Genomic DNA, 15,229 nt, shown 5'->3' with positions numbered 1-15,229 from the left:
CTCCGGCGACGCTTGACCAGGCTCATGCCGGACCTCGCCGTCGACCCCGCCTTGGGCCTCATCTCCCCCGGCTGGCGCGGCCGCGGCGCGCTGACGGTACCCCTCGGCATCGTCGACGTCCCCCTCGAGCAGCGCCGCGAAAGCCTCACCATCTCGCTGGGCGGCGCCGCCGGCCACATGGCCGTGGTGGGCGGTCCCCTCGCGGGCAAGTCGACGCTCCTCCGCACCACCGTGGCCGCGTTGTCCCTGACCCACACGCCCCGGGAAGTCCAGTTCTACGTGCTCGACTTCGGCGGCGGCTCGTTTGCTGGCATGCGCGCCCTGCCGCACCTGGCGGGCCTCGCGACACGCTCCGAGCCGGACGTGGTGCGCCGCACCGTCTCCGAGGTGCTGTCGCTCATCAATACCCGAGAGCGCTACTTCCGCGATCACGGAATCGACTCCATCGAGACCTACCGTCAGCGCCGCGCCGCAGGCACGGTCGACGACGGCTACGGTGACATCTTTCTGGTGATCGACGGCTGGGGAACCCTACGCAGCGAGTTCGAGACGCTCGAGCCGATGGTGCAGGCGATCGCCGCGCGTGGCCTCACCTTCGGCGTCCACCTGGTGGTCACCGCGTCGCGTTGGCTGGAGATCCGCACCAACGTGAAGGACCTCATCGGCACCCGGCTCGAACTGAGGCTGGGAGACCCCTCTGACTCCGAGATCGACCGCAAGGCGGCGATCAACGTCACCGCCGGAGCGGCTGGCCGCGGCCTCAGCCCCGCAAAGCTGCAGATGCTCACGGCGCTGCCTCGCATCGACGGTATGTCCGCGGCGGCCTCGCTGGCCGATGGCATCGACAGCATGATTGCGCGCATCACCGAGGCCTACCAGGGTCCCGCGGGCCCGAAGTTGCGTCTGCTGCCTCAACAGATCACGCTGCAGCGCGTGCGCGAGATCGCACCGCAGCACACCCGCGAGATTCTGCTGGGCGTCGACGAACAGGCGCTCGCGCCGTTCGGATTCAACCCGCTTGCGGAGCCTGCCCTATATCTGTACGGCGACTCGGACTCGGGCAAGACGTCGTTCCTGCGCGGCATCGCCCACGAGATCGCGCGCCTGTACACGCCGCAGCAGGCGAAGATCTTCGTGATCGACTATCGCCGTTCGCTGCTGGGCGACCTGCCCGAGGCACACCTCGGGGCCTCGCTCGGCTCGCACGAGGAGGCCACGAGCGGCGTCCAGGAGCCTGGTCCAGTTCTTCCAGACGCGCGTTCCCGGCAAGGACGTCACCCCTGAGCAGTTGCGGTCGCGTTCATGGTGGACCGGCGCAGAAGGCTTCATCCTCGTCGACGATTACGACCTCGTAGCCACGTCACAGGGCAATCCGCTGGCACCGCTCGCGGCGCTGTTGCCCCAGGCTGCGGACCTGGGCCTTCACCTGATCCTCACGAGGCGTGCCGGCGGTGCAGGCCGCGCCGCCTACGACCCCATCATCCAGCGGCTCACGGACATCGGCGCCACCGGCATGGTGCTCAGTGGGAACCCCGATGAGGGGCCCGTGATCGGCAAGGTGCGTCCGCAGCAGGCCCCCGCGGGCCGGGCACAGGTCGTGTCCCGCGACAGGGGTGTGTTCACGGCCCAGCCTGGCATTCCAGCCGTCGCGCTTCTAGGCCCCACCTTCACGGTCGGGGGGCGTTCCCCAGCGGTCTGGCGTCTGCACACCCGCACGCGCCTGCTGGCGCGTCCATGCCTCCCAGCGCGTCCGTGCCCGGTGGCGCACGCCTCGCCCGGGCCAGTCACGGCATCGGCGAGACGTCCGCAAACCGACGCGAGCCTGGGCCTTCCGCCTGCGTACCGAGGCAGGCGCGGTGCGGCTCATGACGCACGAAGGCCCGGCCACCCCGAAGGGTGACCGGGCCTCGTGAGAGAAGCGCTTAGTCGCGCGGGAGGTCGAACTCCTCCAGCGGCACAGCCTCGCCGGTGCCCTCGGAGAAGAACTGGCCGTCCCACTCCTCGTACCCGAAGGACGGGAAGAGGTTGGCCTTGGCCTCCTCGGTGGGCTCCACCGTCGCCGTGCGGTACTGGTGCAGACCAGTACCGGCGGGGATGAGCTTTCCGAGGATGACGTTCTCCTTCAGACCGAGCAGCGGGTCCGACTTGCCGGACATCGCGGCCTCGGTGAGGACGCGAGTCGTCTCCTGGAACGACGCGGCCGACAGCCACGACTCGGTCGCGAGCGACGCCTTGGTGATACCCATGAGGCTCGGGGCGGGCCGATGCCGGCTTGCCGCCCTTCGTCACGGTCTCACGGTTGGCGTTCTCGAAGCGCGAACGCTCCGCGAGCTCACCGGGCAGCAGCGAGGTGTCGCCCGAGTCAAGCACAGTCACGCGGCGCAGCATCTGGCGCACGATGACCTCGATGTGCTTGTCGTGGATCTCCACACCCTGCGAGCGGTAGACGTTCTGAACCTCGTCGACCAGGTGCTTCTGCGTGGCACGCGGGCCGAGGATGCGCAGGACGCTCTTCGGGTCCACGGCACCAGCGACCAGGCTGCTGGCCCACCTCGACGTGCTCGCCGTCCTGAACCAGGAGACGCGCACGCTTGGTCACGGGGTACTCGAACGGCTCGTCGCCGTTGTCGGGGGTGATGACCAGGCGGCGCGTGGCCTCCGAGTCGTCGACCTTCAGGGTTCCGGCGGCCTCGGAGATCGGGGCCTCACCCTTGGGGGTACGGGCCTCGAAGAGCTCCTGGACACGCGGCAGACCCTGCGTGATGTCGTCTGCGGACGCCACACCACCGGTGTGGAACGTACGCATCGTCGCCTGGGTACCGGGCTCACCGATCGACTGAGCGGCGACGATACCGACGGCCTCGCCGATGTCGACGAGGCTCACGCGTGGCGAGCGAACGGCCGTAGCACTTGGCGCAGGTACCGACAGCGGACTCACAGGTGAGCACGGAGCGGACCTTGACCTCGGCGATGCCGTGCTCGATCAGGTTGTCGATCAGCACGTCGCCGATGTCCTGGCCGGGCTCTCCGAGGACGGTGCCGTCCTCGGCGGTCACGGCCGTCGCGAGCGTGCGAGCGAAGACCGAGGTCTCCACGCGCTCGTGCTTGACGGTCTCACCTGCGGCGGTGGTCTCGACGATGGGCATCGTCAGGCCACGCTCGGTGCCACAGTCCTCTTCGCGCACGATGACGTCCTGCGAGACGTCCACCAGACGACGGGTCAGGTAACCCGAGTCGGCGGTACGCAGCGCGGTGTCGGCCAGACCCTTACGGGCACCGTGGGTCGCGATGAAGTACTCGAGGACGGACAGGCCCTCGCGGTAGTTCGACTTGATCGGACGCGGGATGATCTCACCCTTGGGGTTTGCCACCAGGCCACGCATACCGGCGATCTGACGGACCTGCATCCAGTTACCACGCGCACCGGAACCGACCATGGTGTGGACGGTGTTGTGCTTGGGGAACGACTCACGCATCGCGCGGTCGACCTCGTTAGTGGCCTGGGTCCAGATCTCGATGAGCCTCCTGACGGCGCTCGTCGTCGGTGATCAGACCGGTCTCGTACTGAACCTGGACCTTCTCGGCCAGGGCCTCGTAGCGCTCCAGGATCTCCTGCTTCTGCGCGGGCATCGCCACGTCGCCGATACCGATCGTGACGCCCGAGCGGGTGGCCCAGTGGAAGCCAGCAGCCTTGAGGGCGTCCAGCGACTCGGCAACCTCGACCTTGGGGTAACGCTCGGCGAGGGTGTTGACGATGTCGCCCAGCACCTTCTTGTCGACGTTGCGGTTCACGTAGGGGTACGACACCGGCAGGGTCTCGTTGAACAGCGCGCGACCCAGCGTCGTCTCGAGCACGAAGGGCTCGCCCTCGACGTAGGACTCGGGCAGGCTCGAAGTCCACCGGCGGGACGGTGTCGCCGTCGACGCGCAGGCTTGATGAGCGCGTTGAGGTCGATTTCGCCCGCGTCGAACGCCATGCGTGCCTCGGACGCCGAGGTGAAGGCAAGGCCCTCGCCCTTGACGTCGTCCTTGAGGAGCGACAGGTGGTACAGACCGATGATCATGTCCTGCGAGGGCATGGTCACCGGACGGCCGTCCGACGGCTTCAGGATGTTGTTGCTTGAGAGCATCAGCACGCGGGCCTCGGCCTGCGCCTCTGCCGACAGCGGCAGGTGCACGGCCATCTGGTCACCGTCGAAGTCGGCGTTGAACGCGCCACAGACGAGCGGGTGCAGGTGGATGGCCTTGCCCTCGACCTGGGGCTCGAACGCCTGGATGCCGAGACGGTGCAGCGTGGGCGCACGGTTCAGCAGCACGGGGTGCTCGGTGATGACCTCTTCGAGGACGTCCCACACCTCGGGACGCGAACGCTCCACCATGCGCTTCGCAGACTTGATGTTCTGCGCGTGGTTGAGGCTCGACGAGGCGCTTCATCACGAACGGCTTGAACAGGCTCGAGCGCCATCTGCTTGGGCAGACCGCACTGGTGCAGGCTTCTGGGGGCCGACCACGATGACCGAACGGCCCGAGTAGTCGACGCGCTTGCCCAGCAGGTTCTGACGGAAACGACCCTGCTTGCCCTTGAGCATGTCCGAGATGGACTTGAGGGGACGGTTGCCGGGTCCCGTGACGGGACGACCACGACGGCCGTTGTCGAACAGCGCGTCGACGGCCTCCTGAAGCATGCGCTTCTCGTTGTTCACGATGATGTCGGGCGCACCCAGGTCCATCAGTCGCTTGAGGCGGTTGTTGCGGTTGATCACGCGGCGGTACAGGTCGTTGAGGTCGGAGGTCGCGAAGCGGCCACCATCCAGCTGCACCATCGGGCGAAGGTCCGGCGGGATGACCGGGACCGCACCCAGCACCATGCCGGTGGGCGAGTTCGAGGTCGTGAGGAACGCCATGACGACCTTGAGGCGCTTGAGCGCACGGGTCTTCCGCTGTCCCTTGCCGTTGGCGATAATGTCGCGCAGCAGGCTCGGCCTCGGCCTCGAGGTCAAAGTCCTCGAGACGCTTCTTGATCGCCTCGGCACCCATCGAGCCCTTGAAGTAGGGGCCGTAGCGGCGCTGGAGCCTCGCGGTAGAGCAGGCTCGTCGCCCTCGAGGTCCTGGACCTTGAGGCTCGTGAAGCGGTCGAACACCGCGTCGAGGCGCTCGATCTCGGCGTCCGCGCGCTTGCGCAGGTTCGCCATCTCGCGCTCGGCGCCGTCCTTGACCTTGCGCTTCACATCGGCCTTGGCACCCTCGGCCTCGAGCCTCGGCGAGGTCCTTCTCCAACTTCTCGGCGCGGTTGTTGATGTCCACGTCGCGCTGGTTCGCGAGGTACTTCTTCTCGTTCTCGATCTCGTTGCGAAGGCTCGGGGAGGTCGCGGTGACGCGCCTCCTCGTCCACCTCGGTGACCATGTACGCGGCGAAGTAGATGACCTTCTCGAGGTCCTTCGGCGCGAGGTCCAGCAGGTAGCCCAGTCGCGACGGGACGCCCTTGAAGTACCAGATGTGGGTCACGGGAGCGGCGAGGCTCGATGTGGCCCATACGCTCGCGACGCACGCGCGAACGGGTCACCTCGACGCCACAGCGCTCACAGACGATGCCGCGGTAGCGGACACGCTTGTACTTGCCGCAGCCACACTCCCAGTCACGGGTGGGGCCGAAGATCTTCTCGCAGAACAGGCCGTCCTTCTCGGGCTTGAGCGTGCGGTAGTTGATCGTCTCGGGCTTCTTCACCTCGCCGTGCGACCAGTTGCGGATCTCGTCCGCGGTCGCCAGGCCGATGCGCAGGTCACCGAATTCGTTCACATCGAACATTCAGGTTCCTCTTCTCAGATCTCGTCGACGCTGGAGGCGTCCGGGCGGCTGGACAGGGAGATACCGAGCGACTCGGCTGCCTGGTACGCGTCGTCCTCCGACTCGCGCATCTCGATGACCTGACCCTCCTGGTTCAGGACCTCGACGTTCAGGCAGAGCGACTGCATCTCCTTCATGAGCACCCGGAACGACTCGGGCAGGCCCGGGTCGGGGATGTTCTGGCCCTTGACGATGGCCTCGTAGACCTTCACACGGCCGACGACGTCGTCCGACTTGATGGTCAGGAGCTCCTGGAGCGCGTATGCGGCGCCGTATGCCTCGAGGGCCCACACCTCCATCTCACCGAAGCGCTGGCCACCGAACTGGGCCTTACCGCCGAGCGGCTGCTGGGTGATCATCGAGTAGGGGCCGGTCGAACGGGCGTGAATCTTGTCGTCGACCAGGTGGTGGAGCCTTCAGGATGTACTTGTAACCCACGGCCACGGGCTCGGGGAACGGCTCACCGGTGCGACCGTCGAACAGTCGCGCCTTGCCGTTCTCGTCGACCAGGCGGTCGCCGTCGCGGTTGGGGTTGATGACGGTGCGGAGGTTGACGAGGGTGTCCTCCTCCAGGCCATCGAACACCGGGGTCGCGATGGGGGTGCCGGGCTCGGACTTGCGTGCCGACTCGGGGAGCCTTCTTGACCCACTCCTCGGTCGACTCGGTCGCGTCCCAGCCGTTCTTGGCCACCCAGCCGGCGTGGGTCTCGAGGACCTGGCCGACGTTCATGCGGCCGGGAACACCCAGCGGGTTGAGGATGACGTCGACGGGCGTGCCGTCCTCGAGGAACGGCATGTCCTCGACGGGCAGGATCGTCGAGATGACGCCCTTGTTGCCGTGACGACCGGCGAGCCTTGTCACCCTCCGAGATCTTGCGACGCTGCGCGATGTAGACGCGAACCAGCCTGGTTCACGCCTGCGGGCAGGTCGTCGTCGTCCTCGTCGGAGAAGACGCGGACACCGATGACGGTGCCGGACTCGCCGTGGGGAACCTTGAGGGACGTGTCGCGAACCTCGCGGGCCTTCTCACCGAAGATGGCACGCAGCAGGCGCTCCTCGGGGGTCGGCTCGGTCTCACCCTTCGGGGTGACCTTGCCGACCAGGATGTCGCCCGCACGGACCTCGGCGCCGATGCGGATGATGCCGCGCTCGTCGAGGTCTGCCAGCACCTCCTCGGAGGCGTTGGGGATGTCGCGGGTGATCTCCTCGGGGCAAGCTTCGTGTCGCGGGCGTCAACCTCGTGCTCCTCGATGTGAATCGAGGTGAGGTCGTCGTCCTGCACGATGCGCTGCGACAGGATGATCGCGTCCTCGTAGTTGTGACCCTCCCAGCACATGAAGGCGACCAGCAGGTTGCGGCCGAGCGAGAGCTCGCCCTCGTCCGTCGACGGACCGTCCGCGAGGACGGAGCCGGGCACGATGGCCTGACCCTCGTCCACCAGGACGCGCTGGTTGTAGTTGGTGCCCTGGTTGGAGCGCTGGAACTTCGCCACCTTGTACGAACCGGTGGTGCCGTCGTCGTTGGCGACGGTGATGAGGTCAGAGCCGACCTCGGTCACCACGCCCGCCTTGGTGGCGACGATGACGTCACCGGCGTCGACGGCTGCGCGACGCTCCATGCCGGTACCCACGAGCGGGGCGTCGGCGCGGACCAGCGGTACCGCCTGGCGCTGCATGTTCGCACCCATGAGGGCGCGGTTCGCGTCGTCGTGCTCGAGGAAGGGGATGAGGGCGGTCGCGACCGACACCATCTGGCGCGGCGAGACGTCCATGTAGTCCACGGCGTCGCGGGGGACGAACTCGACCTCGCCGCCCTTCGAGCGAACCAGGACGCGCTCGTCGGCGAACGTGTTGTCGTCCGTCGGCTCGGCGTTGGCCTGGGCGATCACGAAGTGGTCTTCGTCGTCGGCGGTCAGGTAGTCAATCTGGTCCGAGACCTTGCCCTTGACGACCTTGCGGTAGGGGGTCTCCACGAAGCCCAGCGGGTTCACGCGGCCGTAGGTCGCGAGGGCGCCGATCAGGCCGATGTTCGGGCCTTCAGGGGTCTCGATGGGGCACATACGTCCGTAGTGCGACGGGTGAACGTCACGGACCTCCATGCCGGCGCGGTCACGGGACAGACCACCCGGGCCCAGCGCGGACAGACGACGCTTGTTCGTCAGACCGGCAAGCGGGTTGTTCTGGTCCATGAACTGCGACAGCTGCGACGTACCGAAGAACTCGCGAATCGCGGCGACGACCGGGCGCGTGTTGATGAGCGTCTGGGGCGTGATCGCCTCGACGTCCTGCGTGGTCATGCGCTCGCGCACCACGCGCTCCATGCGCGAAAGGCCGGTGCGGATCTGGTTCTGGACCAGGCTCACCCACGGCGCGGATGCGACGGTTGCCGAAGTGGTCGATGTCGTCGGTCTCCACCTCGACCTCGCCGGCGAGCGACTCGAAGGTCGCGTGGCCAGCGTGGGCGGCGAGGGTGTACTTCACGGTCGCGACAATGTCGTCGAGCGTGAGCACCGAGTCACCGAGGGCCTTGCCGACCTTGAGCCTTCTTGTTCGCCTTGAAGCGGCCGACCTTCGCGAGGTCGTAGCGCTTGGAGTTGAAGTAGAAGTTGTCGAGCAGGTTCTGGCCGGCCTCAACCGTGGGCGGCTCGCCCGGGCGGAGCCTTGCGGTAGAGGTCGACGAGCGCCTCTTCCTGCGAGTGCACGGTGTCCTTCTCGAGGGTGTCGAGGAGCGCGGGGAAGTCCTTGAACTCCGAAGCGATGGCCTCGTCGGACATGCCGAGTGCCTTGAGGAACAGCGTCACGGGCTGCTTGCGCTTGCGGTCGACACGCACGCCGACGGCGTCGCGCTTGTCGATCTCGAACTCGAGCCACGCGCCACGCGAGGGGATGACCTTCGCGGTGAAGATGTCCTTGTCGGACGTCTTGTCAGCAGTGCGCTCGAAGTAGACACCGGGCGAACGCACCAACTGCGACACGACGACGCGCTCGGTGCCGTTGACGATGAACGTGCCCTTGGGGGTCATAAGCGGGAAGTCGCCCATGAACACCGTCTGCGACTTGATCTCGCCCGTGGTGTGGTTCATGAACTCAGCGGTGACGAACAGGCGAGCGGCGTACGTGAAGTCCTTTTCCTTGCACTCCTCGGGAGTGCTGCGGGGCTCCTCGAAGTACGGGTCCGAGAAACTGAGGGCCATGGTCTGGCCGAAGTCCTCGATCGGCGAGATCTCCTCGAAGACCTCCTGCAGACCGGCGATCTCGGGGACGTCGTCGCGTCCGTCCTTCTGGGCCGCTGCCACGCGGCCCTTCCACGTGTCGTTGCCGATCAGCCAGTCGAAGGCTCTCGGTCTGGATCCCCAGGAGGTTCGGGACCTCGATCGGCTCAGCGATCGAGGCGAAGGAGATGCGGGGTGACGCGGAACGGTTGGCGATGGCGGTAGCCGAGGGGGTGCGCGAAGCAGCCAAGGGCGGGTCCTTCCCTTTTTGTAGCGTGCGTGTCGCGAGTCTTCAGCCGCGGCTCCACCGGATCCCGGGGCCAAACCGCTATGGAGCGGAGGCGCGCCGGGTAGGCATCTGAGGGCAAGGCAATAGACAGCGCAAAGCAAGAGCCTACTCGCCAACGCGCCGAAAGTCCAACGGCGCAAGTCGACTCGCCGGGCAGTGACCACATCGTCATCGCCGGGGGCATCGTTCGCTGGGAACGAGAGTACCAACGACAAGGCGCGATGGGAGACATCGGCCCGCCACGGAGGCGGGAACGAGCCGCGTCTGGCACCGTCATCACCGCTCGACCGTGGCCTCGCTCGGCACGCTCGGCCACGGTCCGCTAGCATTCCGGGCACCACATACCAGGACCCGGGGGGCACACGTATGACAGGCGAGACGGTGGCAGGGCCTACCGAGATTGCGGTGGTCTTCGAGGGTCTTGACCGCAGTGCCCAGCAGATGGCCGCCGGTGCGCGGGCGGCCGCGAGCGCGCAGCGAGCGATCGATGGTGCCACCGTGTCCACGACGTCACTCGGCGTGATCAACGCGCCGCTGGGGGCCGCGGTCGCCGCGATGGCACGCAGGGCCGATGCCCTCGTCACCGGACTCGACGATGTCGCCAATGCCGTGGCAGGCAACACGGCCACCCTGGCGAGGTCCTGGCGCGAGGTGGAGGACGAGGCGCAGGTAGGCGCGACTCGACTCGCCGAGGCGCTGACCGAGGTCGATGGGGTGACTCCGTGACCGCGGCGCTCAGCCCCGCCGCGTGGTGCCCGGGCGGCGCCGGCTCCTTCGACACATCGTTCCGTAGGCTCGGGCGACACGGCGGCGAGCATCGTGGGCTGGGCGCTCGACTACGTCTACCCCTTGCCCCAATGGCTCGACGGCCTCCTCGGCGACGAGCACCAGATCGCCGCGTTCGCTCGCGACTGGAACACCGCGAGCGGCGCACTGACCACGATGGAAAGCCGGATCGATGACGCGGCGCGTGCGGTCGCCGCCATGGAAGGCAAGTCCATCCGCGCGCTCACGCGGGCATGCGAACAGGCTCGCCGCGACCGCTCGAGATGCCTCCGAGTGGACGGAGGCGACGGCCGCCTCGCTGACGCTCGCGTCCGAGATCGTGGTGGCGGTTCGCGAGGCAGTGGTGGGTGCCCTCAGCGAACTGGCCGGCATTATCGGATCGCTGTTCGACATCGGCCTCGCCTCGCTCAATCCCCTCGACAAGTGGCGCAAGCCGAGCGACCTTGCCGACCACGTGGGCGCCTACGTCGATGTCATCGAGACGCTGATGGAGCGGATGCTCGACTCCTTTGGAGAGCCTGCAGCGCCTCATCAACGCGCTCGGCCCCCTGATCGACGAAGCGATGGATGCCCTGCGGGAGCCTGGCCTCACGCATCGTTGACGCCGCGGGCGCTCCGCTGGGCTTGCTTCTTGGGTCTGGGGTCGGTGGCGCAGGAGGCACAGTGTTGGGCTTCCTCATCGGTGGGCCTCTTGGCGCGCTGATCGGCGGCGGCATTGGCTCGGTGGGCGGGGGCGGTTTCGGCCTCGTTCTTGGCGACACCCTAGGCGGTCTCTTGTCCGACTTCCTGTCCGAGACCCCGGCGGTCGACGAGGTCGATATCAGCGACCTCACCGGCGCGACGGACCAGGAGACCCTCGAGCAGCAGTTGGCATTCCGCGACGCCATGGGGACGCGAGAGCTCACCTCGCTCGAGGACTTCGTCGTCAACAATGGGTACACCGATGCGATGGGCAAGAGCGAACGCACCGTCGTCGACATCAAGAAGGTGGTGGGCGCCGACGGCGAAGAGCACTACGTGGTGTCATTGCCGTCGACCCAGGAATGGAACTCGCTGAAGGGGGTCATGGGCGACGCGTGGGAAGACACCCTCGCGGACTACCCCGCCACGAACGACCTCGACACCAATGTGGCCCTCATGCTCGCCGACCACCCGGAACTCGCCACGCAGTACCAACGCGGCGTATACGAGGCGATGCGCCAGGCCGGCACTCCCGCCGATGCCCCCGTGGTGTACACCGGCTTCAGTCAGGGCGGCATCATGGCGGCGAACCTTGCCGCGGACCGCTCGAGCCCCTACTCCACCATCGGGATCGTCACCACCGGAGCCCCCGTCGATCGCTTCGACATCCCCGAGAGCGTCACCGTCGCGGCCTTCGGCCACGCAAGCGATCCCGTGGTCAAGATCGATGACTTCATGGATGCAGCCGGACGGAGTCTGATCAGGGTGGCGCCGCCACCGGCAACCCTCTCGGGGTCGTCATCGGTTCACAGGCTCCTCCAAGGCAACGGCGACGAACAGACCATCGCGCTGCCCGACCCCACGCATCAGGATCCCGCCACGGGCGCGGCCGCCGCCGTCCACAGTTCCGCGGGCTACTCGGGCACCGTTGCTCAGTGGGAGAGCGAGAATGAGGCGCAGGCCCAGACCTATCTGGACCTCATGGGCGGCACCGTAGTGGACCACCAGGTCTATCGGTTCGAGGAGTGAGATGAGACGGGTACTCGCCGTGGGCGCCATCGGGCTCGCCATGCTCGCGACCTCTGCATGCGGCGCAAGCGCGCGCCAGGATGCTCCCGCTGAACTCGAACAGGCCCTCATGGACAGTGGACTGGGGTTCACAGGGGTCTCCGTCGACAGCGACGGCGACGTCCTCCAGGGCATCGATCTTGGCACCCTGATCTATCAGGACGGCGCCGACATGTCCTCCGAGGATCTCGCCGCCGTCCTGGCAATCACGGCAGACCATGCCGAAGGCTACGACTCCATTACCCTTCGGGTGATCGACGGCGATGAGGTCAGTGACCCCCTGGTGAACCTGCAGGAGCCCGGCGACGCGCTTGGCGTCGCGGTCTCCGACGACGGCACCCGCGTGGGTCTCGGCGCCGACGTGCTCATCGAACAGTTCGGCGGCACATCGTGACCCGCCCACCGCATCCCGCGAGGAGCCATTCATGACGACACCCATGCCCGAGACCTTCGACGAGGCCCGACTCCGGCTGCGCGCGCAGGCTGCCGAGGCCCGCGAGCGCCGTGAAGCCCTCCGCGAGACCGCCGCCGCGATCCACGCCGCCCATGCGACAGTCCGGTCCAGCGACGGCACCGTCAGCGTCACCGCATCGGCCGACGGAGCGGTCACCGACGTGACCGTCACGGAGTCTGCGCTCGACGACACGCCCGCGCAGGCCAGTCGAACCCTGACGGCGACCGTGGCCGCCGCACAGCGCCGCGCGCTCGAGAACGCGGTGGCGGCATCGGCCGAACGCTGGGGCGAAGGCCACCCCTTGGTCGCCGAACTGAGGCAATCCGCGCAACGCTTCACCAGCGAGCAGCGCACCTGGGGCTACGAGTAGGAAGGGAAGCGATGGACGGCGAGATCTCCATCCAGACAGCTCACCTGGGGCTGCTCGGCGCGTCACTACGGGACGCCGCGACCGCCATCGCTGACGAGATCACCGATCTCGACAGCGCCGCCGCCACCATGGTCGCCGGGTGGGAGGGCGAGGCCGCCGACGCCTTCACGGCGCGCTACCGCACCATGCGCCAGGACCTGGCCGCCGAGCGGCTCCAACTACTCTCATGCGCCACCCTCGCCGAAGGCATCGGCACGCTCTACGAAGCGGCCGATGTCGAGCCTTGCGCGGCTCTTTGGAGGCGACGACTAGGCAAGCCCACGCCGAAGCGCCAGGCGTCCGCCCGCCCACGACGCATCGGCCGCACACGCATCGGCCGCACATGACGAAAGCCGGGCCTCCCCGAAGGGAGACCCGGCCCTCAAGCCGAAATCGGCGAGCCTTACTTGAGGCTCGACGGTGGCGCCGGCAGCCTCGAGCCTGCTCCTTGGCCTTCTCAGCGTCTTCCTTCTTCGCGCCCTCGAGGACGGCCTTGGGGGCCTCGTCCACGAGCGCCTTGGCCTCACCGAGGCCGAGCGACGTGAGCGCGCGCACCTCCTTGATGACCTGGATCTTCTTGTCGCCAACGGCGGTGAGGATGACGTCGAACTCGTCCTTCTCCTCAGCAGCCTCGGCCTCGCCCGCGGGGGCGGCGGCAACGGCAACAGCGGCGGGGGCGGCAGCGGTGACGTCGAAGGTCTCCTCGAACGCCTTCACGAACTCCGACAGGCTCGATGAGCGAAAGCTCCTTGAACTGCTCGATGAGCCTCTTCGGTGGTGAGCCTTAGCCATGATGGTTTCCTAACGTTATGACTGCGTGACGCAGGTTCTTGCGATGGGGGTGGCGGCTCTTAGGCCGCGTCTTCCTGCTTGGCACGCAGGGCGTCGACGGCGCGCGCTGCCTTGGACAGCGGTGCCTGGAACATGTATGCGGCGTTGACGAGCGAGGCCTGAATGGCACCCGCCGCCTTCGCGAGCAGCACTTCACGGGACTCGAGGTCTGCGAGCCTTGTTGATCTCCTCAGCGGAGAGCACGTTGCCTTCGAGAACGCCGCCCTTAATGACGAGCCTTGTCGTTCTCCTTGGCAAAACCCTTCAGACCCTTTGCAGCCTCCACCGGGTCACCGGTGACGAATGCAATGGCCGTGGGGCCAACGAAGAGGTCGTCAAGACCTTCCACGCCGGCATCCTTGGCCGCGAGCGCCGTCAGAGTGTTCTTCGCGACCACGTAGGTCGCGGCGCCACGGAGCCTGGTGCGCGGCTCAGCGAGCCTGGGGCACCGACAGTCCGCGGTACTCGGTGACGACCACAGCGTCAGAGGCACGGAACTGGTCCGCGAGGCTCCTTGACTGCTGCCACCTTGTCTGGCGTCGCCATGGGGTGTCCTTCCTTTGGGTGACCGTCGGCGCCTCCTTGCGGAGACGGCCCGCCCCGAAGAACAGAAAAGCCCCGCGCAGGCGGGGCTGGGTTGCGCGCACGATTCACGTGCATGCTTCTCAGTTCACCTGCGCTGGCCTCCGCTGCTGCGGGACTTCGATCTGGACCGGATGACCGGCCCTGACGACCGGCGGTCTTGGGCGTCGTCTATCGTACACGAGTTTTGCCCGGGTGTCGCACCCGGATCGGAGGCCGATGCGCCAGGCTCACCCGGACATCGGCCACGCATGACAATGGCCCGCCGTCCCCTCAGGGACGACGGGCCACCGTGCGAGAGTAAAGCCTGCTCTACTTCTCGATCTTGGCGAGGGCGTCCACGGGGATACCGGGGCCCTGCGTGGCCGAGATCGAGGCCTTGATGATGTAGCGACCCTTCGAAGCCGACGGCTTCACGCGCTGGACCTCATCGAGCACGGCCTGGAAGTTCTCGAGGAGCCTTCTCGTCGCCGAACGACGCCTTACCGATCACCGAGTGAAGGTTGGCGTGCTTGTCGACACGGAACTCGATCTTTCCGCCCTTGATGTCGGACACGGCCTTGGCCACATCCATCGTCACGGTGCCGGTCTTGGGGTTCGGCATGAGGCCACGGGGACCGAGCACGCGGCCGAGGCGACCGACCTTGCCCATGAGGTCCGGGGTCGCGACCACGGAGTCGAAGTCCTGGCGGCCGTTGACCACCTCTTCGATGAGCCTCGTCGCCACCAACGATGTCGGCGCCCGCTTCGCGAGCAGCCTCTGCCTTGTCACCATTGGCGAAGACCAGGACCCGAGCGGTCTTGCCGGTGCCGTGGGGCAGGATGGTGGTGGAACGGACAGCCTGGTCCGCGTGACGGGGGTCAACGCCGAGCTTGAACACGACGTCGATGGTCGAGTCGGTGTTCTTCGAGGCGGTCTTCTGCGCGAGACGCACGGCCTCGAGCGGGGTGTAGAGCCTGGCTGCGGTCGACGAGTGAGCCTGCGTCGCGGTAAGCCTTGGAGCGCTTGGTCATCTGCTTCTTCCTTTGCAGTCGTGGTGGCGGGTCAGCGCGACCCCTCCCACTGGTAAT

General features: G+C 67.2%; 8 protein-coding genes and 5 pseudogenes. 8 read left to right on the top strand and 5 right to left on the bottom strand.

The window, feature by feature from the left end; all coding sequences use genetic code 11:
• Positions 1-12 precede the first annotated feature (12 nt).
• Both eccCb and QQK48_RS10635 read left to right on the top strand, forming a co-directional pair.
• Positions 13-1,284 (top strand): type VII secretion protein EccCb, encoded by a 1,272-nt coding sequence (eccCb, locus tag QQK48_RS10640; RefSeq protein WP_284328437.1) that lies wholly within the window; start codon positions 13-15, stop codon positions 1,282-1,284.
• A 4-nt stretch (positions 1,285-1,288) separates the two neighbouring features.
• The gene (locus QQK48_RS10635; RefSeq protein WP_284328436.1) at positions 1,289-1,900 is read left to right on the top strand and encodes a hypothetical protein; all 612 of its coding nucleotides are present in this window, start codon (positions 1,289-1,291) and stop codon (positions 1,898-1,900) included.
• Between the two features lie 22 nt (positions 1,901-1,922).
• On the opposite strand, the pseudogene QQK48_RS10630 reads toward QQK48_RS10635, so the two are convergent.
• Together QQK48_RS10630 and rpoB are read right to left on the bottom strand one after the other, a co-directional pair.
• Positions 1,923-5,807 (bottom strand): annotated as a pseudogene (locus QQK48_RS10630) (DNA-directed RNA polymerase subunit beta').
• Positions 5,808-5,821: 14 nt separating this feature from the next.
• Positions 5,822-9,308 (bottom strand): annotated as a pseudogene (rpoB, locus tag QQK48_RS10625) (DNA-directed RNA polymerase subunit beta).
• Positions 9,309-9,713: 405 nt separating this feature from the next.
• On the opposite strand from rpoB, the gene QQK48_RS10620 reads away from it, so the two are divergent.
• The 6 genes from QQK48_RS10620 (at position 9,714) to QQK48_RS10595 (ending at position 13,092) form a co-directional block, all read left to right on the top strand.
• Positions 9,714-10,073 carry a type VII secretion target gene (locus tag QQK48_RS10620; RefSeq protein WP_284328435.1) on the top strand — a complete coding sequence of 120 codons (360 nt, stop codon included), beginning with the start codon at positions 9,714-9,716 and terminating at the stop codon, positions 10,071-10,073.
• 244 nt (positions 10,074-10,317) lie between these two features.
• Complete coding sequence (locus tag QQK48_RS10615; RefSeq protein WP_284328434.1) at positions 10,318-10,836, top strand: hypothetical protein; 519 nt, start codon at positions 10,318-10,320, stop codon at positions 10,834-10,836.
• On the top strand, positions 10,800-11,843 hold the full coding sequence (locus QQK48_RS10610; RefSeq protein WP_284328433.1) for an alpha/beta hydrolase: 1,044 nt from the start codon (positions 10,800-10,802) through the stop codon (positions 11,841-11,843). The genes QQK48_RS10615 and QQK48_RS10610 overlap by 37 nt, the downstream gene beginning before the upstream one ends.
• A gap of 1 nt (position 11,844) precedes the next feature.
• The gene (locus tag QQK48_RS10605; protein ID WP_284328432.1) at positions 11,845-12,276 is read left to right on the top strand and encodes a hypothetical protein; all 432 of its coding nucleotides are present in this window, start codon (positions 11,845-11,847) and stop codon (positions 12,274-12,276) included.
• 31 nt (positions 12,277-12,307) lie between these two features.
• Entirely contained in the window at positions 12,308-12,706 is a 399-nt protein-coding gene (locus QQK48_RS10600) for a YbaB/EbfC family nucleoid-associated protein (RefSeq protein ID WP_284328431.1), read from the top strand.
• 11 nt (positions 12,707-12,717) lie between these two features.
• On the top strand, positions 12,718-13,092 hold the full coding sequence (locus QQK48_RS10595; RefSeq protein ID WP_284328430.1) for a WXG100 family type VII secretion target: 375 nt from the start codon (positions 12,718-12,720) through the stop codon (positions 13,090-13,092).
• Positions 13,093-13,152: 60 nt separating this feature from the next.
• Here the strand turns inward: QQK48_RS10595 and rplL are convergent.
• From rplL to rplA, 3 pseudogenes are all read right to left on the bottom strand, one after another.
• Positions 13,153-13,536 (bottom strand): annotated as a pseudogene (gene rplL, locus QQK48_RS10590) (50S ribosomal protein L7/L12); the annotation flags it as partial.
• 60 nt (positions 13,537-13,596) lie between these two features.
• Positions 13,597-14,122: pseudogene (rplJ, locus tag QQK48_RS10585) on the bottom strand (50S ribosomal protein L10).
• 348 nt (positions 14,123-14,470) lie between these two features.
• A pseudogene (rplA, locus tag QQK48_RS10580) lies at positions 14,471-15,172 on the bottom strand (50S ribosomal protein L1).
• Positions 15,173-15,229 lie beyond the last annotated feature (57 nt).

The organism is Demequina litorisediminis (genome assembly GCF_030161615.1).
Lineage (GTDB): Bacteria > Actinomycetota > Actinomycetes > Actinomycetales > Demequinaceae > Demequina > Demequina litorisediminis.
This window is presented reverse-complemented; position numbering and strand designations above follow the sequence as displayed.

Bases quoted from the DNA above. Each gene is read 5' to 3' on its own strand.
- QQK48_RS10620 (WP_284328435.1), top strand. From the start codon at position 9,714: ATGACAGGCGAGACGGTGGCAGGGCCTACCGAGATTGCGGTGGTCTTC.
- QQK48_RS10605 (WP_284328432.1), top strand. From the start codon at position 11,845: ATGAGACGGGTACTCGCCGTGGGCGCCATCGGGCTCGCCATGCTCGCG.
- QQK48_RS10600 (WP_284328431.1), top strand. From the start codon at position 12,308: ATGACGACACCCATGCCCGAGACCTTCGACGAGGCCCGACTCCGGCTG.
- QQK48_RS10595 (WP_284328430.1), top strand. From the start codon at position 12,718: ATGGACGGCGAGATCTCCATCCAGACAGCTCACCTGGGGCTGCTCGGC.